This is a genomic window from Bifidobacterium sp. B4081, assembly GCF_026537335.1.
Taxonomy (GTDB): domain Bacteria; phylum Actinomycetota; class Actinomycetes; order Actinomycetales; family Bifidobacteriaceae; genus Bombiscardovia.
In genome coordinates, this window is the sequence record NZ_JAFNMM010000001.1 from 1,182,239 (window position 1) to 1,208,797 (window position 26,559).

General features: G+C 61.1%; 23 protein-coding genes. 6 read left to right on the plus strand and 17 right to left on the minus strand.

The window, feature by feature from the left end:
* Window positions 1-3: 3 nt before the first annotated feature.
* The 3 genes from J3T92_RS05260 to J3T92_RS05270 are packed head-to-tail and all read left to right on the plus strand — an operon-like array spanning window position 4 to window position 2,059.
* Entirely contained in the window at window positions 4-543 is a 540-nt protein-coding gene (locus J3T92_RS05260) for a peptidylprolyl isomerase (RefSeq protein ID WP_267400099.1), read from the plus strand.
* A 12-nt stretch (window positions 544-555) separates the two neighbouring features.
* Entirely contained in the window at window positions 556-1,020 is a 465-nt protein-coding gene (locus tag J3T92_RS05265; protein WP_254477091.1) for a very short patch repair endonuclease, read from the plus strand.
* Entirely contained in the window at window positions 1,013-2,059 is a 1,047-nt protein-coding gene (locus tag J3T92_RS05270; RefSeq protein WP_267400101.1) for a Gfo/Idh/MocA family protein, read from the plus strand. The genes J3T92_RS05265 and J3T92_RS05270 overlap by 8 nt, the downstream gene beginning before the upstream one ends.
* 79 nt (window positions 2,060-2,138) lie before the next feature.
* Here the strand turns inward: J3T92_RS05270 and J3T92_RS05275 are convergent, their stop codons facing one another.
* The 9 genes from J3T92_RS05275 to J3T92_RS05315 form a co-directional block, all read right to left on the minus strand.
* Window positions 2,139-3,146: an ABC transporter permease gene (locus tag J3T92_RS05275; protein WP_254477089.1), complete on the minus strand. Its 1,008-nt coding sequence runs from the start codon at window positions 3,144-3,146 to the stop codon at window positions 2,139-2,141.
* Window positions 3,143-4,222 carry an ABC transporter permease gene (locus J3T92_RS05280; protein ID WP_267400104.1) on the minus strand — a complete coding sequence of 360 codons (1,080 nt, stop codon included), beginning with the start codon at window positions 4,220-4,222 and terminating at the stop codon, window positions 3,143-3,145. The genes J3T92_RS05275 and J3T92_RS05280 overlap by 4 nt, the downstream gene beginning before the upstream one ends.
* Window positions 4,188-5,774 (minus strand): sugar ABC transporter ATP-binding protein, encoded by a 1,587-nt coding sequence (locus J3T92_RS05285; RefSeq protein ID WP_267400105.1) that lies wholly within the window; start codon window positions 5,772-5,774, stop codon window positions 4,188-4,190. The genes J3T92_RS05280 and J3T92_RS05285 overlap by 35 nt, the downstream gene beginning before the upstream one ends.
* Window positions 5,775-5,908: 134 nt before the next feature.
* On the minus strand, window positions 5,909-6,883 hold the full coding sequence (locus tag J3T92_RS05290) for an ABC transporter substrate-binding protein (protein ID WP_045924190.1): 975 nt from the start codon (window positions 6,881-6,883) through the stop codon (window positions 5,909-5,911).
* A complete protein-coding gene (locus tag J3T92_RS05295; RefSeq protein WP_267400108.1) occupies window positions 6,880-7,020 on the minus strand; it encodes a hypothetical protein in 141 nt (46 codons plus the stop codon). Before J3T92_RS05295 ends, J3T92_RS05290 begins: the two co-directional genes overlap by 4 nt.
* Window positions 7,021-7,075: 55 nt before the next feature.
* A complete protein-coding gene (locus J3T92_RS05300; RefSeq protein ID WP_254477085.1) occupies window positions 7,076-8,824 on the minus strand; it encodes an LpqB family beta-propeller domain-containing protein in 1,749 nt (582 codons plus the stop codon).
* The gene (gene mtrB / locus J3T92_RS05305) at window positions 8,821-10,455 is read right to left on the minus strand and encodes an MtrAB system histidine kinase MtrB (protein WP_267400109.1); all 1,635 of its coding nucleotides are present in this window, start codon (window positions 10,453-10,455) and stop codon (window positions 8,821-8,823) included. The genes J3T92_RS05300 and mtrB overlap by 4 nt, the downstream gene beginning before the upstream one ends.
* Window positions 10,452-11,111: a winged helix-turn-helix domain-containing protein gene (locus tag J3T92_RS05310; protein WP_416378842.1), complete on the minus strand. Its 660-nt coding sequence runs from the start codon at window positions 11,109-11,111 to the stop codon at window positions 10,452-10,454. Before J3T92_RS05310 ends, mtrB begins: the two co-directional genes overlap by 4 nt.
* Window positions 11,112-11,285: 174 nt before the next feature.
* Complete coding sequence (locus J3T92_RS05315; protein ID WP_267400111.1) at window positions 11,286-11,864, minus strand: haloacid dehalogenase-like hydrolase; 579 nt, start codon at window positions 11,862-11,864, stop codon at window positions 11,286-11,288.
* Between the two features lie 329 nt (window positions 11,865-12,193).
* Between J3T92_RS05315 and J3T92_RS05320 the strand changes: the two genes are divergently transcribed.
* Entirely contained in the window at window positions 12,194-12,634 is a 441-nt protein-coding gene (locus J3T92_RS05320; protein WP_267400112.1) for a MarR family winged helix-turn-helix transcriptional regulator, read from the plus strand.
* A gap of 130 nt (window positions 12,635-12,764) precedes the next feature.
* Here J3T92_RS05320 and J3T92_RS05325 read toward each other — a convergent pair whose 3' ends face one another.
* A complete protein-coding gene (locus J3T92_RS05325; protein ID WP_267400113.1) occupies window positions 12,765-14,162 on the minus strand; it encodes an MFS transporter in 1,398 nt (465 codons plus the stop codon).
* A gap of 181 nt (window positions 14,163-14,343) precedes the next feature.
* Entirely contained in the window at window positions 14,344-15,738 is a 1,395-nt protein-coding gene (locus tag J3T92_RS05330) for a replication-associated recombination protein A (protein ID WP_267400114.1), read from the minus strand.
* 244 nt (window positions 15,739-15,982) lie between these two features.
* Here J3T92_RS05330 and J3T92_RS05335 point away from each other — a divergent pair, with 244 nt between their 5' ends.
* Together J3T92_RS05335 and J3T92_RS05340 are read left to right on the plus strand one after the other, a co-directional pair.
* Entirely contained in the window at window positions 15,983-17,497 is a 1,515-nt protein-coding gene (locus tag J3T92_RS05335; protein ID WP_267400115.1) for an ABC transporter substrate-binding protein/permease, read from the plus strand.
* An 86-nt stretch (window positions 17,498-17,583) separates the two neighbouring features.
* Window positions 17,584-18,309: an amino acid ABC transporter ATP-binding protein gene (locus J3T92_RS05340; RefSeq protein WP_267400264.1), complete on the plus strand. Its 726-nt coding sequence runs from the start codon at window positions 17,584-17,586 to the stop codon at window positions 18,307-18,309.
* A gap of 11 nt (window positions 18,310-18,320) precedes the next feature.
* On the opposite strand, the gene J3T92_RS05345 is transcribed toward J3T92_RS05340, so the two are convergent.
* The 6 genes from J3T92_RS05345 to aspS all read right to left on the minus strand — a co-directional run bounded on the left by J3T92_RS05345 (window position 18,321) and on the right by aspS (window position 26,524).
* Window positions 18,321-20,924: a DEAD/DEAH box helicase gene (locus J3T92_RS05345; RefSeq protein ID WP_267400116.1), complete on the minus strand. Its 2,604-nt coding sequence runs from the start codon at window positions 20,922-20,924 to the stop codon at window positions 18,321-18,323.
* A gap of 74 nt (window positions 20,925-20,998) precedes the next feature.
* Window positions 20,999-22,162, minus strand: a complete 1,164-nt coding sequence (locus J3T92_RS05350; RefSeq protein WP_254477078.1) for an amino acid ABC transporter permease — start codon at window positions 22,160-22,162, stop codon at window positions 20,999-21,001.
* Window positions 22,163-22,168: 6 nt separating this feature from the next.
* Window positions 22,169-22,846: an amino acid ABC transporter permease gene (locus J3T92_RS05355; protein ID WP_024627819.1), complete on the minus strand. Its 678-nt coding sequence runs from the start codon at window positions 22,844-22,846 to the stop codon at window positions 22,169-22,171.
* Between the two features lies 1 nt (window position 22,847).
* The gene (locus tag J3T92_RS05360; protein WP_254477180.1) at window positions 22,848-23,678 is read right to left on the minus strand and encodes a glutamate ABC transporter substrate-binding protein; all 831 of its coding nucleotides are present in this window, start codon (window positions 23,676-23,678) and stop codon (window positions 22,848-22,850) included.
* A 43-nt stretch (window positions 23,679-23,721) separates the two neighbouring features.
* The gene (locus J3T92_RS05365) at window positions 23,722-24,537 is read right to left on the minus strand and encodes an amino acid ABC transporter ATP-binding protein (protein ID WP_301280166.1); all 816 of its coding nucleotides are present in this window, start codon (window positions 24,535-24,537) and stop codon (window positions 23,722-23,724) included.
* Window positions 24,538-24,721: 184 nt separating this feature from the next.
* A complete protein-coding gene (gene aspS / locus J3T92_RS05370; RefSeq protein WP_267400265.1) occupies window positions 24,722-26,524 on the minus strand; it encodes an aspartate--tRNA ligase in 1,803 nt (600 codons plus the stop codon).
* Window positions 26,525-26,559: the final 35 nt, after the last annotated feature.

Consider the following 26,559-nt stretch of genomic DNA (forward strand, 5'->3'; position numbering starts at 1 on the left):
GACATGAGCACAGTCATTATGCATACCTCAAAGGGCGATATTCGCCTGGACCTCTTTGACGATCAGGCCCCTGAAACCGTAACCAACTTCCTTGATTTGGCCGCCGGCCGCAGGGACTGGACCGACCCCGAGACGGGCCAGAAGCGTCAGGATCCTTTCTACGACGGTCTGACCTTCCACCGGATCATCAAGGAATTCATGATCCAGGGCGGCTGCCCGCTGGGCACCGGCACAGGCGGCCCCGGCTACGAGTTCGATGACGAGATCGACCCCTCTCTGACCTTTGACGAACCCTACAAGCTGGCCATGGCCAATGCAGGGCTGCGCCGGGATCCTGCCACCGGGAAGACCCACGGCACCAACGGATCACAGTTCTTCATCACCACCGTGCCAACCCCCTGGCTGAACGGGCACCACACCATCTTCGGCCAGGTGGCCGATGATGATTCCCGGAAGGTGGTCGACAAGCTGGACGCCGTGGCCACCGACTCGGGCGACCGTCCCCTTGAGCCGGTCTTCATCAACAGCGTCGAAATCCTCTGAGCCGGGCCGGGGATGGTTTCAAGAAAAACACCCAGCAGATTCCAGCCCGGCACACGCAGCTACACCATGTCCCGCATCAGGGGCACGGAAACATCAATAGAGCGCCAGGTCCGGTCCTACCTATTCTCACGAGGTCTGCGGTTTCGCAAAAACGACAAGAGGTATCCGGGCCATCCTGATGTGGTACTGCCCAAGTGGCGGGCCATGGTATTCGTCAATGGCTGTTTCTGGCACATGCATCAGGGCTGTGCCAAATTCTCGCTTCCCAAATCCAATGTGGAATATTGGACCACAAAGCTAACAAGGAACCGTTTGCGGGATCAGGAGCAGGGCAAAAAACTGAAAGCCATGGGCTGGCGGGTCTTCACCGTTTGGGAGTGCCAGCTGGATGCCCGCCATGCCCAGGAAACCCTGCAGAAATTGTATGAGGCCATCACAGCAGATGACCATCCAAACGAAGGAGTCAAGGATGAGTAGATTGAACGGCAAACGACAAGAGGCTGAGCAGAGGGGTATGCGGGTAAATTTCGCCATTCTCGGCGCCGGACGGATAGCCAATGCCCTGGCCAAGACGGTGGTCATGATGGCTCAGGACTCGCAGTATAGCCATCTGATCGCCCCCTACGCCGTGGCCTCCAGGGACGGGGATCGCGCAGCCGCCTTCGCCAAAAAATATGGATTCGAGCATTCCTATGGGTCCTACCAGGAACTCCTGGATGATCCCCAAGTGGATCTGGTCTACATCGCCACGCCTCACAGCCTCCACGCCGAACAGGCCATCGCCTGCATGAAGGCGGGAAAGAACGTACTGGTCGAGAAGTCCTTCGCCGCCAACGCCGATCAGGCCAGGCAAGTCATTGATACATCCGAGAGCACCGGCCTGCTCTGCACCGAAGCCATCTGGACCAGGTACATGCCCTCACGTTCCATCATCGACGACATCGTCTCCTCAGGGGAAATCGGCACCGTCAGGACCGTCACCGCCAACCTGGGATATGTGACCGTAGGCAAGGCCAGAATGACCGACCCGGCTCTGGCCGGCGGCGCCCTGCTCGACGTAGGTGTCTATCCTCTCAACTTCATTGACATGGTCATGGGACCCAAGCCTATTGAGCGGGTCTGCACGGATTGGGTCCGCAGCCCTGAGGGGGTCGACAGCCAGAACTCCACGACCATTTTCTACCAGGATGGATCCATGGGCGCGGCGACCAGCTCCATGGTCTCGACCAGTGACCGGACCGGCAGCATCTGGGGAGACCAGGGTTACCTGCAGTGCGCCAACATCAACAATGTGGAGTCCATCGACCTGTACGACGCGGATCATCAATTGAAGAAGCACTACCCCATCCCCGACCAGCTGACCGGTTATGAGTATGAGGTGTCCAGCGCGGCACAGGCCATCCTGGATGGCAAGACCGAGTGCGCCCAGATGCCCCACAAGGACACCCTGCGCATCATGGAGCTCATGGACTCTCTGCGCCGCCAGTGGGGATTGGTCTTCCCCTTCGAATCATGAACCAGCAACGCAAATGGGGGCTGATGCCGCAATCGCCACGGCATCAGCCCCCATTCAGATCATCCTGGAAAACTCTGCTTCATTCCTTTCTGACGAAGGTCACCAGACGCTGGAGGATGACGAAGACCAGGATCATCAGACCAACCACGATGGTGACGGCCTCGGCAGGAACACCGAAGTCCGAGGTCAGAGGATCGATGATCGAACGGACCAGCGCACCTATGACGGAGCCCAGCACGTAGCCGTAACCGCCAGTGATCAGGGTACCGCCGATGACGACTGCAGCCACAGCGTCCAGCTCCCAGCCGACGCCCATGGTGTTCTTGGCTGAACCGATGCCAGCCACATAGACGATGGAGGCGATGGAGGCCAGGACGGCCGAGGTCAGGTAAATGACATACTGTGTCCGCTTGACCGGAAGGCCCATCAGCTCAGCCGAGGACCGGGAACCACCGATGGCGTAGATGGTGCGGCCCGTCCTAGTCTTGTGGAGGATGACGTAGCTGACCGCCACGACAACCAGAGCGACTATCACACCGAAGTTCAGCGAAAGGTCGTTGGAAATCTTCGGGTTGTCGATGATCTTCAGTCCCTCGCCGCCGATCCAGCTGAAGTTGTTGTTCTGCGGCATATTGAGCGAATCGGTCGAGATGATGGAGGCTATGCCCCTGGCCAGGAACATGGTGGACAGCGTGGCGATGAAGGGCTGCATGTTGAACTCTTCAATGAGCACACCGGCCAAAAGTCCAAAGACCGCACCGATGGCGATCATGATGACAATGACCAGTGACGCCGGCACACCGGCAATCATGAGCTTGACACCGACCACGCCGGTGATGGCCACTATGGCCCCCACGCTCAGATCGATGCCACCGGTGAGGATGGGGAAGGTCATGGCTACTGCCAGGATCACCAGGTAGGCGTGGTCCATGAACAGGGAGGACATGAATCCTAGCCGGATATAGGTGCCGAAGAGCACCTGGCCCATGATCAGCATGAGCAGGAAGATGACCACGGCAGCAACTGTCGGAATGGCCCTAGGGCTCAGCCGGAAACCTGTTTGTCTGCTTGCACTCTTCTTCATCATGCCACCACCTCTGCAGACTGCCTCATGGCACGCCTGCGTTTGAACTCAGCGACCGCATTGTGCACCTTGGGCGCCTGCATGACGCAGATGATGATGACCACCACAGCGAAGAATGCTGGCGTGGCGGCTGAATCAATGCCCAGGGTGATGATGGTCTTGCGGATCATCGCAATAATCACGGCGCCGAAAGCGCTTCCCAGCAGCGAGAACTTGCCGCCCAGCAGGGAGGTGCCTCCAATGACCACAGCCAGAATGGCGTACATCTCTAGGTCCTGACCGGTCTTGACCACGTCGACCCTCATCACTGATGCAGTGGCGAAGAGCCCTGCCACAGCGGCCAGCAGGCCGGAGATGGCGTAGACCAGGAAGAGGATCCGCCGAGGCTTGATGCCGGTCATTCGGCTGGCCTCCTGGTTGATGCCCACCGACTCGATCATCATGCCGGCCGCCGTCTTCCTCATCAGGAGACCGACCAGGCAGACGATGATCACTGCTATGACGAAATTGGCCGGGATTCCAAGAATGAAACCGTTGGCCATCCAGCGCAATGGTCCGCTGCCGGCCACGCCTGAAGCGTCGGCATTCTGTCCATTGGTGATAACCTTGGCCAGTCCCCTGCCTGCCAGCATCATGATCAGCGTGGTGATGAAGGGCTGGAGTCCCAGGATGGAGACCAGGGCGCCGTTGATGCAGCCCAGAACCAGACCCACGGCCAGGGAGATCAGAATGGCCATCCAGACGTTCACCCCGTTGATCAGCATCTGCATGGCTGCAGCTCCGGCCACGGCCATGACCGAGCCGACCGAGAGGTCGATGCCCGAGGTCGAGATGACCAGGGTCATGCCGGTGGCGATCATCAGGTATCGTGCAGACTCCTGGATCATGGTGATCAGGGGTCCTGCCAGGCCACCTGTACGCGGATTGTATGACAGGCTGAGGAAGGAGTGATCAACCAGCGTACAGACCAGAATCAGCGCGAGGAAGGCGACCACGCTCCAAATCAGCTGATTGCCGAATATACGGCGTAGGAAGGATGGACCTTCATCCTCCGATTGCTGCTTGGCGGGCTTGCTCATCTTTCCTCCTTTCCTTGAGATTGTCCAGAGACCAGGTGTTGGCTATGTCTTCCACGATGGTCTGCTGGGAAACCGTATCGTCGTTGTCCATCAGGTCGATCTTGTGACGGTCCTTGAGGACGGTTATCTGATCGGACAGGCGGACGACCTCATCGAGTTCGGAGGAGATGAAGACCACGCTCATGCCCTGGGCGGCCAGATCCAGCACCGTCTGCTGAATCTCAGCCTTGGCGCCAATGTCGATTCCCCTGGTCGGTTCATCCAGGATCAGCAGCTCCGGATCCGTAGCCAGCCACCTGGCCAGTAGGACCTTCTGCTGGTTTCCGCCTGACAGGTTCTTGATCAACCTGTCGGGATCGGCCGGGCGAACGTTGAGCTCCTTGATGTATTTGTCGACTATCCGATCGGCTTCCTTCCTGGAAATAGGCCTGAACATGCCCCGGGTGGCCTGGAGGGCCAGGATGATGTTCTCCCTGACGGTCAGATCGCCGATGATGCCCTCATCCCTTCTGTTCTCCGTGGAGTAGGCGATTCGGTTCTTCAGGGCAGTGGCCGGGCTGTCGATGGAGATCTTCTTCCCATCAAAGGTGTAGGTGCCCTTGTCGGGCTTGTCTGCGCCGAAGAGCAGACGGCCGATTTCGGTTCTGCCGGAACCCAGCAGGCCGGCCAGTCCCATGATCTTGCCCTTGAAGAGATCCATGTCGAAGGGGTAGATGCTGCCCTTTCTGCCGAAGCCGCGGACGCTTGCCAGGGGCCGGTCCGTTGCAGCCTGAGGTGTTTCCTTCCTCGACTTGGTACCGATCAGCGAGAGCTCGTCGGCGTTCTTGCCGATCATCTTGGTAATAAGAACATCGCGCGGCATGTCCTTGACCATGGTCTCCTCGACGAATTTGCCGTTGCGCAGAATGGTCATTCTGTCGGCGATCTCGTAGACCTGGTCCAGGAAGTGGGAAACGAAAAGTATGGCGATACCCCTGTCCCTGACCTTGCGCATGATCTGGAACAGATCCTGAACCTCATTGGCATCCAGCGAAGATGTCGGCTCATCCAGGATCAGGACCTTGGCATCGATGACCATGGCCCTGGCGATGGCCACCAGTTGCTGCATGGCTATGGATATCTCATTGAGCGGAGTGTGGGGATCCAGATCCGTCAGTCCCATCTGGGCCAGATAGGTTTTGGCTGCCTCATGGGTCTTGCGCCAGTTAATGCCCAGGTGCCCCCTCACCTCGTGCCCGAGCATAACGTTTTCGCCCACGCTCAGGTTGGTGCACAGGTTGACTTCCTGGTAGACCGTGGCGATGCCGGCGTTCTGCGCATCGGCTGTGCCGTTGAAAATCCTGTTCTGGCCGTTGACGGTGATGGTTCCCGCGTTGATTTTGTATACCCCGGTGAGCGCCTTGATCATGGTCGATTTGCCTGCGCCGTTCTCCCCCATGAGGGCATGGACCTCACCGGGGAACAGACGCAAATCGACATTGTCGAGCGCCTTGACACCAGGGAATTCAATGCTGATTCCCTTCATGGAGACCAAGGGTTCTTCTTTTGTCATTGTCTTGCCTCATCAAACTGAATGCTGATCGAGGGGCGGTACCGAGGTCCCAAGACCCTTTCCCGCCCATGAAAAACGGCGTACCGCAACCTTCCCGGGTGCGCCGTCCTGTTTCATATGCGATCAGCGATAGATCAGTACGCTCTGGAATCGATGACCTTCTTGGCCTCGTCGGCGGTGAAGACCTTCGAATCAATGACGATGTTCTTCTTGACCTTCTTGCCGTCCAGGTAATCCTTGACGGTCTTGGCGGTCGTTTCGCCGAAGAGCGGGTTGTACTCGATCACCAGCGACAGGTCGCCGTCGATCAGGGCCTTCAGAGCAGGCTTGGTGCCATCGATGGTGATGATCTTGACCTTGCCCTTGAGACCTGCGGCATCGACAGCCTGTGCAGCACCCAGGCCCATCTCGTCGTTCTGCGAGAAGATGAACTGGACATTCTGGCTCTTGTACTTATCCAGCAGTCCGGCGGTCACGGTCTTGGCCTCGTCAGTGGACCAGTTGGCCGACTGGCTCTCCAGAACCTTGATGTTGCCACCGATCTTGGAATCCCAGCCCTTCTGGCGGTCCTTGACCACCGACAGGCCGGCAGGGCCCTCCAGGATCAGGCCATTGGCTCCATCGGGGAAGTTCTTGTTGACGAACTCCGCAGCCTGCTGTCCTGCCCACTCGTTGGAAGGCCCGATGTGGGAGGCAACCAGGCTCTCATCCTTGGTCTGCACGTTACGGTCGACCAGGAAGACCGGGATCTCGGCCTCCTTGGCCTTCTTCAGCGACTCGTCCCAGCCGCTGTCCTCGGTGGAGGACAGGACGATGGCATCCACCTCGTCATTGACGAACTTGTTGAAGGCCTGGATCTGCTTCTGCTGATCGTTGTTCTGGGTCGGCGAATAGATCATGTTGAATCCGGCGTTCTTGAAGGCCTTCTTCAGATCGTTCTCATTGGCCGTACGGAAGCCGCCCTCGGGACCTACAGCCACAAACCCGATGGTCTTCTGCTTGTCGCCGCCCTTGCTGGAGCTGGATCCGGAAGACCCGCAAGCTCCCATGGCCAAGACCGCAGCCGAGGCCGTGGCGATGGTCAGCGCCTTCTTCAGTACTGTATTCATTGTTCTCCTCCTTGAGTAGTCAGCATCGAAGCCACAGCATTATGATCATCGATGATGACATCCACGATTTTCAGTATGGTTTTTCCGCTCACCGAGCTCAAGGCGCTGCGATAACAAATCGATAACAGTTCAATCATATTGACCAATAGGCCACAGTCGATCCACAGTCGATCCCGCGCATCCTTGTGTTTGTTACCTGCCGCTGGTAACCGTATCCACCTGGGAATCAATGATGTACCACATGCCCTCCAGGGCTCCGGACAAACAATGGACAATGCCCGAACGGTCCAGGGCGATCAGGCTCTGCATCTGATTGACCTGCCCTGCAGCCAAGCCTGTGGTTCCTGCCGGTAGATGCTGGACCGTCTCCGGACCGGGGGCGATCTGGGAATGGCCGCCCGCATCCATGTCGCCATCCTTGTAGACCAGGGTGTTGTCGTTGTAGAAGGTTAAGGCCCTGATGTCCCGATGCCGGGCGATGACCTGGATCTGGTCGCTCAAGCCCTTGGGCCGCTGATTCTCGCCTCGGACAATACCCAGCATGACCAGGGTGTTCATACCCTGCGAGCCGTCGTCGAGCACCAGGCACAGACGCTGCCCCTCAGGCGCCAGAGCCAGGGCGACCACACGCCGCCCATGCAGCCAGGGCAGGGTGAATTCCAGGGCGCCCGGCTTGCCTGTATCGACCAGGATGGCGGAATCGCTCTGCCTGACCGCCCAGATCTCATCGGTCAGACTGCCGGTTATGGCGGCAATGGGCGTGTCGACAAACAGTTTCCCGCAGGATGAAGCATCAGGCTTCAGACAGGTCACCTGGCCATGATCGGACAGCAGCGCTCCGCCATTGGAGGAAAAGACCAGCCCCTTGGGCTCATGAAAGACGGGGGGTTGTCCGACCCTGATCAGGTTCGAGGAGTTGAAACCTACCACCCCGCTGCTGCCCAGACTGTAGATGCGGTTGGAAGTCTGCCCTGAGGCCAGGGTCAGATCATCATCCGCGTGGGAGTAATCAATCCCTGACGCATCGATCACGCGCAGATCAAACTCGCCATTGCCGTCGCCCAAGAGCATCCGCATCTGATGGACCAGCATGGCCTTGTTTTCGCTGCTCAGGGTGGCGAAGGAGCTGCTGACTTTGATTTCCATGCTTCCCTTGACCTGCTGCACCGCGTCGACTGCCAAGGAGACCTTGGCGGTATTGAAGTTCGTCACGGAATCCCGCAGCCAAGCCGGAGGGCCCTTCAGCAGTTCCTTCAAGGCCAGGGTCCTCCAGTTGCGCCAGCCGAACCACCGGTTGTCAGGAACAGGCACACCCTTGGCCAAGGGGAACTGATAGATGACGACCTGACGGTAGACCTGCATGAAATCATCCGAAGAGATCACTATCCCCGCCGGGGCCTTGCTGATCCGCCATTGACCGCGAACCTTAGCAAGCTCAAACCGTTCGGTCCTGTACCCTGAGCCGCAGTCCTGCTCGGTGACGGAGAATATGCCATGGGCGTCCAAGGAACCAATGCACTCGGTAGTCAGGTCCAGGGCGGTCCTTTTCCCGCTGCCCTCGTCATCCACGCGGTCATAGACAGGGGAACCCTTATAGATCGAGACGGATGCATTGAAGTCCCATCCCGCAAAGGCCCGCTTGGTCATGTAGGACTTGGCGACAGCAAAGCCATCGCTTTGAATGCCGGTAGGCAAAGCCGCCAGGAAGCCCTTGACGATGCTCTCTGGTCCGGCTCCGTCCACAGGACCCTCCGGGGAGGAGAAGACCCGATGGGGCTGATTCTCAACGGGACTGAGCTGACGGACCGACCCGGAAGTAGGCAGTCCGAATGGAATGGAGCAACCTCCGGCGACCAGGGCAACCACCATGGCAGCACACAGGCCCAGCATCCGCACAGAGCGAAGGACTCTTGGCCAACGGGAGGGTCTGAAAACACTCATGATGCAGCCTCTTCAAAGGAGCCTTCCACATCCAGACCCTGACCAGGCTGGAATCGAACCGGCGCACTGCCCTGATCCAGTTGCTCGGAGACATCCCTGGGCAGGGTCAGCAGGAACCAGGTTCCCTGCCCGATCTGCGAGCGCACCTGGAGCAGCCCATGCATGAGATTGGTATTGTCCAGAGCTATCGACAGCCCCAGACCTGTACCGCCTGTCAACCGAGACCGTGACGGATCGGCCCGCCAGAACCGTTCGAATATATGAGTCAGGTCTTCGGGCGCAATGCCGGTTCCCCAGTCGCGCACACTGAATACCACGGCCTGCTCCGAGACGGCCAGCCGCAGCTGCACCGGCCCGTCCTCAGCGAAATCGATGGCATTGTTGACCAGATTGCGCAGAATCGAAGTACAACGGTTGGCATCGACGGTGATCATCACCTTGTGGCCGGGAAGGAGCGCATTCACTGCAACCCCCTTGGTCCCGGCTATCTGGGCGACCTGCTGCACCACCTTGCGAACCAGATCGCAGGCATCGCACAGGTCCGGATTCAGCGATGCCTGACCGGCCTCGTACCTGGATATTTCGAGAAGATCCTCAAGCATGCTGGCGAAGCGTGACACCTGTTTGTCCAGCAATTCCACGGTCCTGCGCTTGTTTGGATCCAGGTCGTCCCGACTCTGGAAAAGCAGGTCCGTGGCCATGCGGATGGTGGTGACCGGGGTTCGCAGCTCATGGCTGACGTCCGAAACGAACCTGCGTTGGTAGGCTTCGGCTTCCTCCAGCTGACCGATCTTTTCATTGATGGAATCAGCCATCACGTTGAAGGAACGCTGCAGGGTACCCAGCTCATCGGTTCGGTCCTCGGTGACCCGGACGTCCGACTCCCCTTGGGCCAATCCCTTGGCGGCACCTGCCACCTTGGTCACCGGACGGATGACTGAGTGAAGGGCCAGGAACACGATGATCCCCATCACCACGCTGGTCACCACGCTGACCGCGAGAAGGGCCATCTGCACGGAGAGAACGGAGCGCTGCTGGTCCGCAAAGGAGTAGATGGCGTAGAACTCGATCCCTCCGGTGGTGGCCGGCCTCAACATGGACCCCATGACGATGCCCGGGACCGGGTACTGGCCCTTGTCGGCCGTATTGATCATCTGCGAGTATGAGTGGCTGCCATTGGAGACGACGGCATTCCTGATTTCCGGAGTGATCAGGTCGCTGTCCCCCGGGGCAGTCGATACGGGGACAAACCTGCGGGCTGTGGAGTCATCTGGCCAGATGAAGACCCCAACCATGTTAGGGGCCCCCTCATTCTGAACATTGGCTGCCATATTGACCACCAGCTTTTGATAGCTCCCCTCGTCGTCGGAGATGTCTGCTGAGTCAAGTCCACCCTGAGCCCTGTTCAGCTCGGCAGCAAAGTCGGCCTGTGCCTGTCGCAGAACCTGGTTCAAGAGGGAGGTCCTGACCGAATACAGGGATGCTGTCATGAAGACGATGCCGATCAAAAGCGCCGAAACCGTCGCCAGAAGGACCATACGTACCTGCAAAGAGCTCCCGACCGCTTTGCGGAGTCTGCGCAGGGTCTTCCCGACTGTGGACGCGCCCTTGGGCCTGGTGCGGGTGCTCATGATCCTGGCTGCTCAGCCGCATACTTGTAACCGATTCCCCGAACCGTCTCGATGATTCTTGGATTTTCGGGATCGTCTTCGATTTTCTGCCTGAGACGCTGCACATGGACGTTGACCAGGCGGGTATCGCCCATGTCCTGATAGTCCCAGACCTTTCGCAACAGCTCTGCCCGACTAAGCACCTCACCTGGGTGTGATGCCAGCACATAGAGCAGCTCGAACTCGGTTGGGGTCAGGGAAAGCTGAATGCCCCGCTTGACCGCAGTGTGTTTCTGCCGATTGATCTCTATCAGGCCGTGAATGATGGCCGGCAATCCCTGCCCGTTTTGTGCAGCACGGACCGAGACCGGGCGGAGGCGGGCATGGATCCTGGCCAAAAGCTCATCAGTGCTGAAGGGCTTGACCACATAATCATCGGCTCCGGCCTCCAGACCCTCGACGATGTTCTTGGTATCAGACTTGGCCGTCAGCATGATGATGGGGACATTGGATCTGGATCTGATCCAACGGGCGATGCCGATCCCATCCATGCCGGGCAACATGATGTCCAGCAGCACCAGATCAGGTTCCACCGTAGGGAATATCTCCACTGCCCTGGACCCATCCGTGCAGGTCACTGGCCTGTAGGACTTTGTCTGTAACACTATCGACAACATCTCGCCCAGATCCTTGTCATCGTCGACAATCAGTATCGTGGCCGGCTCTTTCACAAGAAGCCCTCCCTCGTTCTCAGCATGCCATTATGCTCACTTGCTTCTAAGCAGAACGATAGCAGGGTTGGTCGGGGCTGAACCCGCCGACGGATCTAGGCGGAAATTGACAGGGTTGACCTACTTGATCCGACGAACCCGGCCATGCTCCACCATGTAGGCTCGCCGTGCCAGATCGATCATGGGCAGATCGAAGGCCGAATCGGTGTAAAAGGCGTCGATGGCCGTCTTATGACCCAGAATCTGCTGAAAGTGCAGAGGCTTGTCAGGCCCAAAGTTGAGGTAGCCAACGGTCAGGGATTCCAAATCCAGGGTGGAACCGATGCAGCGGGTGATGCCCAGTCGGCGGCAAGCCTCCCCGGCCACCAGATCGAAGGAGGCGGTCACCACCACGTCGTCAGCCTGGGGCGTGTACCAATCCATGATCTTGTGCATGTTGGCATCCCAGAATTGGTTGACCAACCGGTCCATGTCAAAGCCGGGACGGGAGGTCAGCCGACGCAGGTAGCGCGATCCCACCCGACGCATGGCGGAGTCCAGCTGCTCCAGGGTGACCCGGCCCAGACGGTAGCGAACGGCGTAGAAGAGGGCAATCGGCAGGTAGTGCAGCACCCGCGGATCCTTGCGGGCAGTGAAGAGGTAGAAGTCAAGCAGGCTCTCGCCATCGTAGATGGTGCCGTCGAAGTCCAGTACCCGCATGCCAGTCCTTTCCAGATCTCAGCACTAAAAAGCGAACATTTTAGCATACCGTGGAGCAATGACGGTGATAGTCCCCGACTTCCATGGATCCTGTTCCGCCAGATGTTGACCCGAACAGCCTCGCGAATAGGCAGTCCCTGTCCTGATCGTGGATCATCCCCATGGTGTCGACGGTATTGATATGATGAAAAATGCGTTGTTCATATAGGGCCAAGGCTAGGGACTTGTCGAAAATAGGCCTGGAAGGGGAACGGCGCCGAAGGGGTCCATGCGGACAATCATGTCCGCCGAACTCTGTGATCTTCCTTATCAGCTAGGGGGCAGCAGCGATGTTGAAGAAGAGCCACTACCACAACCTGAGCAGCTGCATAGCCGGAATCTACCGGCATGCGCGCAACGATGCCAGCCGGTACGCAGGCGACTCCACCTTACGGGGCACCCAAGGTGATCTGATGGTGTATCTCTACGATCATCCAGGCCTCAGCCAGCGCCAAATAGCCCGGGACCTGTGCGTAGACCCCAGTCTGCTGGCCCGGGACCTGAAAGCCTTAAAATCCCTAGGCCTGGTCAGCCGTGAACAGAACCCCGCCGATCACCGGGTCAACATCATAGCCCTGACCGAGTCAGGCGCAGATATAGCTCGCAAGCGGATCAGATCGGTCAACAACTGGTGGATCGACCTGTTCAAGCAGAATCCCGATATCGACCCTGAAACCTTCCAGACCGAGCTGCGCTGCGTCTACAACCGGCTGCTGGCCAACCATCTCTGATTGCTCTTACTGCTCAAAATTCTTGCTGAGAAAAGGACCTGGCCGATGCCTTGGCCGCCCCTCGACGGCACCAGGCTCATGCCAAGTCCCTTGCTTTTCAGAGTCTTTACGCCCTTGGCACCGGCCTCTGTCAGCCCACCGAACGGCCGGAAGTCTCCCAGCCCATCAGGCCCACAACCAGCATGGAAGCCAGGGCCACCAGGCTGATGGTAACGAAGATTGAGATGCTCCCCCACTGGCTAAGCATGGCACCAATGAGCACGGGCATGAGCACATTGCAGAGCTTGGCAACGGCATTGGCGATGCCCACACAACGGAAGCGGACCGTGGTCGGGAAGAGCTCGGGCGCATAGACGGCCACCACCGAAGACATGAGAACGTAGAGGCTGGCCATGAGCATGATGCCCACCAGAATGGCCGTGACCTGGCTGGTCTGCGCAGCGTAGAGCAGTCCAAAGACCGCCGTCAGCAGGAAGGCCGTGACGATGATCCGCTTGCGGCCGATCCGGTCCAGAAGCAGGGATCCGATCAGGCAGCCCAAGGGGGCGCCCAGCATCATCAGGGTGCTGATCCACAGGGATCCGCTCAGATTTATGCCCCGCTTGAGCAGGATGGTGGGCACCCAGGAGGTGAAGGCATAGGAGCAGACGTTGGTGGCCGAAACCGCCACGGTGGCCACAATCAGGCCGCGAACAACGCTGCCCGAAGCCTTGGCGGATGGCTCGCCACCCTCGTTCCTTCCGTCAAGTGCGGAACCGCTGGCAGAACCGGAGTTTGACCCTACCCGGCCATTATCGGCCTCCAGAAGCTCGACCACCTGGACAGCCTCGTCCATCCGCCCATGCAGGGCCAGCCAGCGAGGGGACTCAGGGATGTCACGCCGCAGGTACCAGATCAGCGCAGCTGCCAGACCAATGCCCACGAAGAGCGGCCGCCAGGACCAGCGCGGAATGATCCAGGCGCACAGAAGCATGGCCAGAGGCACTCCGGTGTTGGCCACCAGTGAGACGATGGCGCTCCAACGGCCGCGGTGTTTGATGGGAGCGAATTCGTTGACCATGGAGAATCCGGTAACGATTTCGGCGCCCAGCCCCAGGCCAGCCCCCAGCCGGCAGACCGAGAGGATGGCCATGTTCGGGGCCAGAGCGCCCAGCAGGGTAAAGCCGCCGAAGAGCAGCAGGTTGATCTGATAGGCGGTCTTGCGCCCCCGCAGGTCTCCGATGAATCCGGCCAGCAACGAGCCCACCAGGAGCCCCAGGAAGCCAGCCGACAGGAAGAGGGAGTTCTGGGCGACCGTGGACCATCCGGTGCTCAAGGCTGAACTGGCTACAGCGCTGCCCACATAGACATCGATGCTGTCCATGAGCATTCCCGCGGCCACCAGGGCCACGATCTTGTAAAAAGTAGCCGATTCACGAGCATTGTCTACTCGCCGGGTAATCTCGCGGACCGCCAGGTCGTCCTCGGCCACGCCGAGACCTTTGGATTGTTCGGATATGTCTGCATTGTCAATGACCGCCGTCGACATCGTCACCCTCGCGCCCGTGCATGAGGCATGCCCCATGCGTCCATGCCAGACCTGCCGACAGCGACAGGCTCCTTGTGGGAGCATGGCGACCGTCAATATGGAAGGCCTGAACCCTGCGGCGTTTCGGTCATTGTGTGGCTGCTCAACGTCTATTGGGTGACCAGTATAGGAGTCTGGACGGTCATTGCCCAGACCCGGCGTTTCCCTCCGGCCCGGCGGCCCTGTCCAGGATAGCCCTGATGGCCTCCAGACGTGGGCCCAGCTGACGCTCGTATCCCCTATCATTGGGGTGGTAGTAGCGTCGTCCGACCAGTTCGTCCGGCATGTACTGCTGCGGTGCTACTGCATCCGGCGCATCGTGCGCATACTGGTAGCCTTCATGGTTGCCCCAGGCCTTCATCAGTTTGGTGGGAGCGTTGCGCAAATGGAGAGGCACCTGGCCGATATGCCCGGCGTCCACATCCTCCAGGGCTTGGTTGATGGCCAGGTAGGAGGCGTTGGACTTGGGTGCAGTGGCCACGGCGATGACTGCCTCGGCCAGGATCAGCCGGGCCTCTGGCATGCCCACCATGGCCACGGCCTGGGCTGCCGCGACCGTGATCTCCAGCACTTCCGGAGAGGCCATGCCCACTTCCTCGGCGGAGGCGATCATGATCCGTCGGGCGATGAAGCGGGGGTCCTCGCCTGCCCGGATCATCCGAGCCAGGTAGTGCAGGGCCGCATCCACGTCTGACCCCCGCATGGACTTGATAAAGGCCGAGGCCACGTCATAGTGGTCATCGCCCTTCTTGTCATAGCGGACGGCGGCCACGTCCATGACCGAGGAGACCACCTTGGCATTGATCAGGGGCCGACGCGCCCCCTTGGCACGAGGCCCATCCTCAGTGACCGCCCCGGCCGCAGCTTCAAGAATGGTCAAGGCCCGACGGGCATCACCCCCGGAAAAACGCACAATCTGGTTCAGAGCCTCGGAATCCAGCCGCACCTGATCCTTGAGCCCCCGCTGGTCCTTGACGGCCCGGCGGATCAGCTTGGCCAGGTCCTTGTCGTCCAGGGCCTCCAGCTTGACCACCACCGAACGCGAAAGCAGGGGCGCGATGACCGAAAAGCTGGGATTCTCCGTGGTGGCTGCGATAAAGGTCACATCCCGGTTCTCTACGCTGGGCAGCAGGGCATCCTGCTGGGACTTGGAAAAGCGGTGGACCTCATCGATGAAAAGGACCGTCTCCTGACCCTGGCTGACCAGCCGCTCCCGGGCCTGGGCGAGGACCTGCCGCACCTCCTTGACGCCCGAGGTGACGGCCGAAAGCTCCTCGAAATGCCGACCGGACTGTCGAGCCACAATGTAGGCCAGGGTGGTCTTGCCCACCCCAGGAGGGCCGAAAAGAATGACCGAGCTGGGAGCCGTCAGACGGTTGTTCGGATCCGACCGTGCCAGCCGTTCCAAGGGGGTTCCCGGAGCCGTGACCTTGTCCTGGCCGACCACCTCGTCCAGGCTCCTGGGTCGCATCCTGACCGCCAGAGGCAGGGTGTGCTCCTCAGGGGGATCCGCCGCCTGGAAGAGATCATCAACCATATGCAATACCTCATTCCTCGGAGCCCCTATGGCTCCCCGCCCTCACCAGCATAGGCCTGCGTCTGCCGCAAACAGCAGGACGAACGCGCTAGACTGGGAACCCATATAGCCGTATCGCCCAGCGCGTAGTTGGGCTCCGGAAACCCGGTGTGTGTACAGTTTACTGGTCATCCGCCTGAATATCTTCAGGAAGGCCCATGAAAACCGGGACCGGCACAGGTCGGAACAATAAGGAGAATCGCCAGTGATCGCCAAGCATGTTCGCCAGGGATGGACATCCGGTCCGGGCAGGTGGGCCATGGGCCTGCTAGCCCTGGTCCTGGGGCTCTCAGCCCTGATCGTCGCCCCCCTGGCCACGTCGGCGCAGGCGGCCCAGGACTCCCCCGCCGCGCAGGCGGTCCACGGACGCACCTTCCGCGTCGCCACCGACACCACCTTTGCCCCCTTCGAGTTCCATGACTCCTCCGGCAAGCTGGTCGGCATCGACATGGATCTGATCCGCAAGATCGCCGACATCGAGGGCTTCTCGGTGCAGATCCAGTCCCTGGGCTTCAACGCCGCCCTACAGGCCTTGAACTCCCAGCAGGCCGATGTGGTCATAGCCGGCATGACCATCACCGACCAGCGCAAGCAGGTCTACGACTTCACCGACCCCTATTTCGACTCCGGCGTGCAAATGGCTATTGCCAAGGATAACGAGCAGATCCACAGCTACAAGGATCTGCGAGGCAGCGTGGTGGCCGTCAAGACCGGCAGCGAGGGCGAGGCTTTCGCCAAGCAGCGGGCGGCCCAGTACGGATTTAGCGTCAAGGCGGTGGACCAGTCCTCCACCATGTACGAGATGGTCAAGTCCGGCAACGCACAAGCGGTCATTGACGACTACCCGGTCCTGGCCTACGGCATCGCCCAGGGCAACGGGCTGAAGACCGTGACCAAGAAGGAGCCTGGCGCCTCCTACGGGGCGGCCGTCCGCAAGGGTGAGAACAAGGTATTTGTGGCCGCCTTCAACGAGGGTCTGGCCAAGATGAAGGCCGACGGCAGCTATAAGAAACTGGTCGAATCCTATGTGGGCAGCAGCCATTCCAGCAAGAATGACTCCGCCTCCCGGCCAGGATTCTTCGAGCTGGTCCGTCAGGCCTTCCCCTCCCTGATGCTGGGCCTGCGCAACACCCTGGCCATCACGGCCATATCATTCGTCATCGCCCTGGCCATCGGCATCATCCTGGGACTGTGGCGGATCAGCCCCAACCGTATCCTGTCCTGGATTGCCCGGATCTACGTGGCGGTCTTCAGGGGCACACCCGTCCTGGTCTGGGCCTTCTTCTTCTACCTGGGCGTTCCCCAGCTGATCGGCCACCGCATCAGCATCTGGCTGGCCGGCGCGCTGACCCTGTCTTTGAACTCCGGAGCCTACCTGGTCGAGATCGTGCGCGGGGCCATCGACTCGGTGGACGTCGGGCAGATGGAGGGGGCCCGCAGCCTGGGCCTGACCCGTCGCATGGCCCTGCGCCGGGTCATTCTGCCGCAGGCCGTCAGAATCGCCACGCCCTCCATCATCAACCAGCTGGTCATCATGCTCAAGGACTCCTCCCTGCTGCTGGCCATCGGCTTCGGCGAACTGCTCTACCAGGCCCAGCAGATCTACGCGGCCAACTTCCGCGTGACCGAAACCCTCTTCATGGTGGGCGTCATCTACTTCGTCGCCATCAGCGCCCTGACCTGGATGGCCAATATGCTCGATAGGAGGCTGCATCGATGAACTTCGAGGACCCGGACATGGACACCGGACGACTGACACGTCGCATCCGTCAGAACCAAAGTCACCTCAGCCAGGGAAAGTCCCAGATGGCCGTATCCATCCGCGACCTGCACAAGCGCTACGGCGACACCGAGGTCCTCAAGGGGATCGACATGGAGGTCAAGCCGGGCGAGGTCATCTCCATCATCGGCCCCTCGGGAGCGGGCAAGTCCACCCTGTTGCGCTGCATCAACGCCCTGGAGATGCCGACCTCGGGCACTATCAGCGTCTATGGGATCGACATTTCCGACCCAAAGACCAACATCGACAAGTTGCGCGAGCACGTGGGCATGGTCTTCCAGCACTTCAACCTCTTCCCCAACATGAGCGTGGCCGACAACATCATGCTGGCCCCCCATATGCTGCACAAGACGCCCAAGGAGGACGCCCGGCAGCAGGCCCTGGACCTGCTGGAGACCGTAGGTCTGCAGGAGAAGGCGGACGCACGACCCACGGATCTGTCCGGCGGTCAGCAGCAGCGTGTCGCCATCACCCGGGCACTGGCCATGCATCCCGACATCATGCTCTTCGATGAGGCCACCTCGGCCCTGGATCCGGAGATGGTGGGCGACGTGCTCCAAGTCATCCGCTCCCTGGCCGAGGGCGGCATGACCATGATCCTGGTCACCCACGAGATGGCCTTCGCCCGGGAGGTCTCCTCCAGGGTGATCTTCACCGATGCCGGGATCATTGAGGAGGAGGGCACGCCCGAGCAGATCTTCGGCCACCCGCAGAGCCCTCGGCTGCAGTCCTTCCTCTCCAAGGTCCTGTAAAAGACCCCGGCCTAGAGCTCCATCAACTCCTCGATGGGACCCACCCGGTATTCCTTGAAGACCACCTGACCGCTCTCCTGGGCGGCATCCAGGTCCACGATGCCGGCGATGCCCCAGTCGCGTTCGCCCTCGACATCGTCGAAGATCTGCTGGACCCGCCAGGTGTGCCCCTGACGCTCGTCCCGGTCATCCAGGCTGAAGAAGTCCGAGGACCGGGCCTGGGCATCGGTCAGGATCTGCTCATGGTCCTCGTAGAGGTCGTCCAGCGCGTCGCTCCAGGCCCGCAGACCGTATCCCCAGTCTGCATCCAGGTCGGCCAGGGCCTCCGGGCGGTCGGCGGCCACCAGCTCCACCCGTTGGAACATGGCGTTGCGCACCAGCAGGGTCAGCCCCCGCCGGTCCGCCACCACCTGGTTTTCCACCTTGGGCGGGGCGGCATCTAGCCCACTCGGGACTTCGCCATTTTCAGCCCTGCCTGCGGCCTCCCACTCATCCACCAGGCTGGAGTCCACCGAACGCACGATCAGTCCCAGCCAGGCCAGGATGTCCTCCAGCCGCTCATCCATGAACTCTTCGGGAACCGTCCTGCTCAAAGCCCGATAGGCATCGGACAGGTACCGCAGCAGAGTCCCCTCCGACCGGGATATTCCGTAGCGGGCGATGTAGCCGTTGAAGTCCGAGGCCGTCTCGATCATGTCCCGCAGAACGGACTTGGGGTGGATCTCATAGTCGTTGGCCCATGGGACGTCCCGGCGGTAGCGGTCGAAGGCCTCCCCCAGCAGCTCCTCCAGGGGCTTGGGCCAGGTCACCTCCTGCAGGCGCTCCATCCGTTCCTCATATTCCAGGCCATCCTCCTTCATCTGCTGGATGGCCGCATCTCGGGCCTGCCGCTGCTGGGCCTTGAGTATCTGCCGGGGATCCTCCAGGGTGGCCTCGACCATGGAGAGCAGATTCATGTCATAGTCAGGATCCTCGGGATCCAGTAGTTCCAGGGCAGCCAGCAGGAAGGGCGAAAGGGGCTGGTCCAGGGCGAAGTCCTCGGGCAGATCCACGGTCGTGAAGTAGTCCAGGCCGCCGTCCGGGTTCCGTTCGGTTTCGATGACTCCGGTATCGGTCAGGGTCTGGAAGATCTCGTCGGCCCGGTCCTGCAGATACTCCTTCTGCTGCGGGGTCTGACGGGAGTCCTCGATCAGATCCTCCACCCGCCTCCTGGCATCCCCGCCCTGATCAACCTCGTTGAGGACCATGGCGTGGGTGATCTTCAGGTGCGGCGTCAGGGTCTCGGGACGGGCCTCAATCAGCTTGTCGAAGGTTCCCTTGCCCCAGGTGACAAACCCCTCCTGGGGCTTCTTGCGTTTGATCCGCTTGAGCTTCTTGGGGTCGTTGCCCGCCTTGGCCACGGCCCTGGCGTTCTCTATCTCGTATTCGGGTGCCTCGGCCACGACCAGTCCGCTGGTATCGAAGCCCATGCGTCCGGCCCTACCGGCGATCTGGTGGAACTCCCGGGCGCGCAGACGGCGCATCTTGTAGCCGTCGAACTTGGTCAGTCCGGTCAGCAGGACGGTGTGAATGGGCACGTTGATGCCGACCCCCAGGGTGTCTGTGCCGCAGATGACCGGCAGAAGGCCATCCTGGGCCAACTGCTCCACCAGGCGCCGGTATCTTGGCAGCATGCCCGCATGGTGAACCCCGACCCCGGTGCGCAACAGCCGCTGCAGAATCTTGCCGAAGGCCGTGGTGAAGTGGGTGCCGGCCATGGCCTCCTTGATCCGGTCGCGCTGCCCCCGGTCGGAGACCCCCGTGCTGGACAGGGCCTGAGCCGTCTCCAGGGCGGCATCCTGGGAGAAATGAACGATATAGACCGGCGAATCCCCATCGGCCAGCAGGGACTCCACGGTGCTAGGCAGGGGGGTGTCCACGTAACGGTAATCCAGTGGCACCGGTCGGGGGGCATCGGCAACGATGTCCACACCCACCCCGGTTTTGCGTTCGAGGTCCTGGGCGATCTGATCCACGTCGCCAAGGGTGGCCGACATGAGCAGGAACTGCACATCGGGAAGGGTCAGCAGGGGCACCTGCCAGGCCCAGCCTCGGTCCGGATCCCCGTAATAGTGGAACTCATCCATGGCCACACACCCGATGTCGGCATGGCGACCCTCCCTCAAGGCCTGGTTGGCCAGGATTTCGGCCGTGCAGCAGATGACCGGGGCATCCGTGTTGATGTGGGTGTCGCCGGTGATCATGCCAACACGGTCGCGGCCCAGAACCGAAACCAGGTCGAAGAATTTCTCTGAGACCAGGGCCTTGATGGGGGCCGTGTAGTAGGAGCGCCGTCCGGTGCATAGGGCGATGAAATGCATAGCCAGGGCCACCATGGACTTGCCCGAGCCGGTCGGGGTTGACAGGATCACATGGTCGCCTGAAACCAAGGAGAGGACGGCCTCCTCCTGATGCGGCCAGGGGGTGATGCCCCGGGAAGCCACCCAGGAGAAGAAGCGGTCGTAGATCTGATCCTCGGTCAGGTTGCGAGGGCCTCCCGCCTCGGGAACCAGGTCGCCAAGGGAGGCGGGCTGGCCGGTTGGGGCGGTTGAGGAATCAGCATGTTCTTGGACCATGTCCACCAGTCTATCCGGCCAGGCGCACAAGTCCGGCCGGAGACTGGCTTGGGATCATGGGAGCTGAGGACCGTTCAGTCCTGGTCTTTGCCCTCTTGCTTCTTGCCCTCGTCCTTCTGATCGCCGTCGGAGCGGCCGCCGCGTCTAGGCTTGAGGAAGTCCGGAATCTCCAGGCTCGCCTTGTGTGGATCGACCAGCGTGTCGGGCTGGGTCCTGTCATAGCCCTGGATGTAGCGGGTCTTCCTCCAGTGCTGGATGGAGGCGTTGGATCCACGGTGGTGGGCGTGGTACTGCAGCGGCGCGCCGCCGTACCGGTCCTCATCCACCTCCTTGGCCACGGCTATCTGGTTGACATTGGAGGGATCCATGATGGCCACAGGCGCGGCCGGCTCCACGAAGTCGGCGGGGGCGGCGGTGCGCTCCTGCATCTTCTTGGGCAGCCAGCGGGCGAAGTAGGACAGCAGGAAGCAGACGAAGAAGTAGACCACCGAGGCCACCACCAGGGTCTGCAGGATGTTGAAGTACATGGAGCCCAGACGACGGGACTCCTGCAGCAGATCCGTGTACATGATGATGGAGCCCAGAGCCGTATCCTTGAGGACCACGACCAGCTGGGTCACGGCCGCCGGCAACATGGCATAAACGGCCTGGGGAACCTCGATCTGCATCAGGGACTGGGTCCTGGTCAACCCCAGGGCCAGAGAGGCCTCGCGCTGGCCATTGGGCAGGTTGCCCACGCCCGAACGGATCAGCTCAGCCACCACGGAGCCGTTGTAGAGGATCAGGCCCAGCACGACGGCCCAGTAGGAGGCCTGGCTGATTCCAGCAAAGGCGAACCAGCGCCAGAAAAAGATCATCATCATCAGCACCGGGACGGCCCGGCAGAACTCCACTATGACGCCTGAGACTGCCCTTACCAGCCCGTTGGGCAGCAGACGGCCGATGCCGAAGACGAATCCGAAGATGACCGAGCCTATCACGGCAACAACCGAGGCCTTGATGGTCAGCCAGAGCCCGGGCAGGTAGAAGTCCGACCAGGCTTCGTAGTCCAGGGCCGGGCGCCAGAGTTCCCAGCTCAGCTGGTTCTCACCGTCCGGAGGGTTGTGCAGCCTCATCAGCACCAGGATGACCACGATGGCGAAGATGACGGCGGCTATCCAGTTGGCGATTCGTATGGTGCGCCGGCCCTTGGGGCCGGGTTGATCGAAGAGCAGCGAGCTCTCATTGTCCTGTGCCATGGCCGCTCACCTCCTCACTGCCAGCTTGTTGGACAGGTACGTGGTCAAGGCTCCGATGGGCAGAACCAGAATCACGTATCCCAGGGCGAAAATCAGGAAGATGGCCACAATGGCGTTGGCGTGGAACTCGATCATCTCGCTCATCAGGGAGGAGCTCTCGGAGGCCACGGAAGCGGCTGCAGCCACGGTGGAGTTCTTCAGCAGGGCGATGAAGGTGTTGCCCAGGGGCGCCACCGACCCGCGGAAGGCCTGGGGCAGAATGATCTGCGAGGCCGACTGGAAGAAGCTCAACCCCAGAGCGCGGGCCGCCTCGGCCTGGCCCAGAGGAACCGTGTTGATGCCCGAGCGCAGGGACTCGCAGACGAAGGCCGCCGTATACAGGGACAGGCCCGTCACCGCCAGCCAGAAGAAGTTGACGGAGAATTCCGGCGAGAAGCTGATCTTGAGCTGGGCGAAGGCCCCCAGGACCATGAAGACCATGATGATGGTCAGAGGCATGTTCTGGAAGAACTCCACATACCCTCGGCCGACGGCCCTCAGGGAGGAGATGGGCGAGATACGCATGATCACCAGGATGATGCCCAGAATCAGCGAGAAGAGGGCCGACCAGAGGGTCAGTTGGATGTTGACCCAGAAGGCCGCCGGGATGTCGTAGTCGGAAAACAGTTCGATGATGGTTGACATCTCACTCTCCTTCCGTTGGCTTGGGCGGGTTGAATCGCGGGTCGGGTTTGTAGTGGGTGCCCCGGGTGTTGTTCTCCAGCGCCCGCTGCCAGGAGCCGTTGGCCTCCATGTCGGCCAGGGCCGCGTTGATCTTGTGGGCCAGCTTGGTATTCCCCTTCTTGATGCCTACGCCGTAGTACTCCTGGGTGAAGGGTTTGCCCACCAACCGCAGCCTTCCACGGGAGGCGGAGGCCAGCCCGGCCAGGATGATGTCGTCAGTGGTGACCGCATCGACGATGCCTGAGAAGAGGGCCGTGGCGCATTCGGCATAGCCGGGCTGCTCCATCAGCTGGACCTCCTTGGCAAACTTTTTCTTGACAGTGACGGCCGAGGTGGATCCGGTCACGGAGCACAGGCGCTTGCCGTTGAGGTCCTCGGGGCCGCGGATCTGATGGTCCTCCTTGCGCACCAGCAGGTCCTGGCCGGCCACGATGTATGGTCCGGCGAAGGAGACCGCCCGCTTGCGCTCGTCCGTTATGGAGTAGGAGGCCAGGATCATGTCCACGTCGCCGTTCTGGAGCATGGCCTCCCGCTGCTTGGAGGGGGCCTCCTTCCAGACGATGTCGTCGGCGCTGTACCCCAGCTTGTCGGCGATGTAGGTGGCCACGTCCACGTCGAAGCCCACATAGGTCCCGGCCTTCTTGAAGCCCAGACCAGGCTGGTCGAACTTGATGCCCACCCGGATCTTGCCTGCCTCCTTGTCGGAGCCGCAAGCCGCCAGTGAGACCAGACAACCCAGTGCGCACAGGATTGCGGTCAGATTCCTGGCCAGCCGTTTCAACGGCCGGCCCATGCCATGCATGCTTGCATTCATGCGGATACGCTTCCCTCCTGCTTCAGTGGGTCAGAATCTTGGACAGGAAGTCGGCGGCCCGCTGGGTCTTGGGGTGGTCGAAGAAATCGTCGGGGTCGTCCTTTTCCAGGATCCGCCCGTCGGCCATGAAGACGATATGGTCGGCCGCCTGACGGGCAAAGCCCATCTCATGGGTCACACAGATCATGGTCATGCCCTCCTGGGCCAGTTGGATCATGACATCCAGCACCTCGTTGACCATCTCCGGGTCCAGCGCTGATGTGGGCTCGTCGAAGAGCATGATCTTGGGCTGCATGGCCAGGGCACGGGCGATGGCCACACGCTGCTGCTGGCCGCCGGAGAGCTGGGAGGGCATCTTGGAGGCCTGGGATTCCACGCCCACCCGCGCCAGGAGGTCCATGGCCAGGTCCTCGGCATCCTTCTTGGGCATGTGGCGCACCTTGATGGGCGCCAGGGTCATGTTCTCCAGGATGGTCTTGTTGGCGAAGAGGTTGAAGGACTGGAAGACCATGCCCACCTCGGCCCTGAGCCGAGCCAGGTCTCGTCCCTCCTGGGGTAGGGGCTCCCCCTCGATCCTGATGACACCGGAGTCGATGGACTCCAGGCGATTGATAGTTCGGCACATGGTGGACTTGCCGGAACCTGAGGGCCCGACCACCACCAGCACCTCGCCGGTGTCGACCTGCAGGTTGATGTCCTTGAGGACGTGCAGGCTGCCAAAATGTTTCTCGACGTGGGCCAGCTCGACCAGCGGCCCGGACTTGTCCTTGACGGGGCGGTCCGAAGCCGGTTTCTCCGGCAGAATCCGCTCCGACGGCTGTTTGGTTGTTTCGCTCATATTGGGCAGTTTACTCATCCTTTGTTGCAGAACGGCCATAGAAACGGTTCTCATGAAAAGCGGAGCCCCTGGCCAAGCGCGACCGATTGACCCGCCAATGCATAGAAGGACAAAAACAATAAGGGCCGGTCTCCCGCAGGATTCCAGCCCTTATAGTCTCTCGTCGATCAGTGACGAAGTGCGCTCAGTCGGCATCCTCCTGATCCGGCTCCCAGTCCACGCCGGTCTCGGCGCGTTGCTGGTCGGAAATGGGCGCAGGGGCACCGGTCATGGGATCCTGGCCACCACCGGACTTGGGGAAGGCGATGACATCGCGGATGGAGTCGGCTCCCGTCAGGATCTGGGCGGTCCTGTCCCAGCCGAAGGCGATGCCCGCGTGGGGCGGAGCGCCGTACTTGAAGGCATCCAGCAAAAAGCCGAACTTCTCCTGGGCCTCCTCGGGGCCGATACCCAGCACCTTGAAGATTCGGTCCTGGATGTCGTCGCGGTGGATGCGCACCGAGCCGCCGCCCATCTCCTCACCGTTGCAGACGATGTCGTAGGAGTCGCTCATGGCGTGCTCGGGATCCTTGTCGAAGCGGTCGATCCAGTCGGCCGAGGGCATGGTGAAGGGGTGATGCATGGAGGTCCACTTGGAATGGCCCACGGCCACATCGTCGTCATCCGGGTCGTCGGTGGGCTTGAAGAGCGGGAAGTCCACCACCCAGGTCAAAGCGAATTCGTCGGGCTTGAGCAGTCCCTGGCGACGGGCGATCTCCACACGGGCCGCACCCAGCAGGGTCTGCGAGGCCTCGCGGGGACCGGCTGCGAAGAAGACGGCATCGCCATCCGAAGCACCCACAGCCTCCTTGAGGCCCTGACGCTCGGCATCAGACAGGTTCTTGGCCACGGGTCCCTTGAGGGTGCCCTCGCCGGTGAACTGGACGTAGGCCAAGCCCTTGGCACCCCGCTGGCGGGCCCATTCCTGCCAGGCATCGAACTGCCTGCGGGGCAGGTTGGCCGCACCCTGGTAGACCACGGCGCCCAAGTAGGGGGCCTGGAAGACCCGGAAGGGGGTGTCCTTGAAGTAGTCGGTCAGTTCGACGATGGGGTTGCCGAAGCGCAGGTCGGGCTTGTCGGAGCCGTACTTGTCCATGGCCTCCTGCCAGCTGATCCTAGGGATGGGCAAGGTGACCTCAAATCCTGCAGCCTTCCAGACCTCGGCAATGACCTGCTCGGCCATGGCCATTACGTCCTCCTGGGAGGCAAAGCTCATCTCGATGTCCAGCTGGGTGAACTCGGGCTGCCTGTCGGCGCGGAAGTCTTCGTCGCGGTAGCAGCGGGCGATCTGGTAGTAACGCTCGAAGCCACCCACCATCAGCAGCTGCTTGAGTAGCTGGGGGGACTGCGGCAGGGCATACCAGGATCCGGGCACCAGGCGGGCCGGGACCAGGAAGTCGCGGGCACCCTCGGGCGTGGACTTGATCAGGGTTGGCGTCTCGATCTCGCAGAAGTCCATCTTGTCCAGGGCGGCACGGGCGGCACGGTTCATGGCGGCCCTCAGGCGGATGTTGCGCTGCATGGAGGGGCGGCGCAGGTCCAGATAACGGTAGCGCAGCCGCACATCCTCGCCGGGCAGCTTGTTCTCGGCCTCGTTCTCCAGGGCTGTGGACACCTGGAAGGGCAGGGCGGCCGACTTGGCCAGAACCTCGATCTTGTCGGCCACGATCTCGATGTGCCCGGTGGACAGGTGCTCGTTGTCATTGCCCTCGGGACGTTCGCGAACCTTGCCGGTGACCTGGATCACGTACTCGCTGCGCAGGGGCCGGGCCTCTTCCTCGTCATAGATGACGATCTGCACCAGACCGGAGCGGTCACGCAGGTCGATGAAGGCCACACCTCCGTGATCACGGCGGCGATCCACCCAACCGGCCACCGTGACCTGGCGACCGACCATATCTTCAGTGACATCCGTGGCGTAGCTGGTTCTGTAAGCCGACTGGCCCATGCTTTCCTGTACCTCCATAATGCTCGGCCTGCCCG

Bases quoted from the DNA above. Each gene is read 5' to 3' on its own strand.
- J3T92_RS05260 (WP_267400099.1), top strand. From the start codon at position 4: ATGAGCACAGTCATTATGCATACCTCAAAGGGCGATATTCGCCTGGAC.
- J3T92_RS05310 (WP_416378842.1), bottom strand. From the start codon at position 11,111: ATGTTGTCGATAGTGTTACAGACAAAGTCCTACAGGCCAGTGACCTGC.
- J3T92_RS05300 (WP_254477085.1), bottom strand. From the start codon at position 8,824: ATGAGTGTTTTCAGACCCTCCCGTTGGCCAAGAGTCCTTCGCTCTGTG.
- J3T92_RS05270 (WP_267400101.1), top strand. From the start codon at position 1,013: ATGAGTAGATTGAACGGCAAACGACAAGAGGCTGAGCAGAGGGGTATG.
- J3T92_RS05285 (WP_267400105.1), bottom strand. From the start codon at position 5,774: ATGACAAAAGAAGAACCCTTGGTCTCCATGAAGGGAATCAGCATTGAA.
- J3T92_RS05320 (WP_267400112.1), top strand. From the start codon at position 12,194: ATGTTGAAGAAGAGCCACTACCACAACCTGAGCAGCTGCATAGCCGGA.
- J3T92_RS05265 (WP_254477091.1), top strand. From the start codon at position 556: ATGGTTTCAAGAAAAACACCCAGCAGATTCCAGCCCGGCACACGCAGC.
- J3T92_RS05355 (WP_024627819.1), bottom strand. From the start codon at position 22,846: ATGTCAACCATCATCGAACTGTTTTCCGACTACGACATCCCGGCGGCC.
- J3T92_RS05325 (WP_267400113.1), bottom strand. From the start codon at position 14,162: ATGTCGACGGCGGTCATTGACAATGCAGACATATCCGAACAATCCAAA.
- J3T92_RS05315 (WP_267400111.1), bottom strand. From the start codon at position 11,864: ATGCGGGTACTGGACTTCGACGGCACCATCTACGATGGCGAGAGCCTG.
- J3T92_RS05275 (WP_254477089.1), bottom strand. From the start codon at position 3,146: ATGATGAAGAAGAGTGCAAGCAGACAAACAGGTTTCCGGCTGAGCCCT.
- J3T92_RS05330 (WP_267400114.1), bottom strand. From the start codon at position 15,738: ATGGTTGATGATCTCTTCCAGGCGGCGGATCCCCCTGAGGAGCACACC.
- J3T92_RS05350 (WP_254477078.1), bottom strand. From the start codon at position 22,162: ATGGCACAGGACAATGAGAGCTCGCTGCTCTTCGATCAACCCGGCCCC.
- J3T92_RS05290 (WP_045924190.1), bottom strand. From the start codon at position 6,883: ATGAATACAGTACTGAAGAAGGCGCTGACCATCGCCACGGCCTCGGCT.
- J3T92_RS05295 (WP_267400108.1), bottom strand. From the start codon at position 7,020: ATGATTGAACTGTTATCGATTTGTTATCGCAGCGCCTTGAGCTCGGTG.
- J3T92_RS05360 (WP_254477180.1), bottom strand. From the start codon at position 23,678: ATGGGCCGGCCGTTGAAACGGCTGGCCAGGAATCTGACCGCAATCCTG.
- J3T92_RS05365 (WP_301280166.1), bottom strand. From the start codon at position 24,537: ATGAGCGAAACAACCAAACAGCCGTCGGAGCGGATTCTGCCGGAGAAA.
- J3T92_RS05340 (WP_267400264.1), top strand. From the start codon at position 17,584: ATGGCCGTATCCATCCGCGACCTGCACAAGCGCTACGGCGACACCGAG.
- mtrB (WP_267400109.1), bottom strand. From the start codon at position 10,455: ATGAGCACCCGCACCAGGCCCAAGGGCGCGTCCACAGTCGGGAAGACC.
- J3T92_RS05345 (WP_267400116.1), bottom strand. From the start codon at position 20,924: ATGGTCCAAGAACATGCTGATTCCTCAACCGCCCCAACCGGCCAGCCC.
- aspS (WP_267400265.1), bottom strand. From the start codon at position 26,524: ATGGGCCAGTCGGCTTACAGAACCAGCTACGCCACGGATGTCACTGAA.
- J3T92_RS05280 (WP_267400104.1), bottom strand. From the start codon at position 4,222: ATGAGCAAGCCCGCCAAGCAGCAATCGGAGGATGAAGGTCCATCCTTC.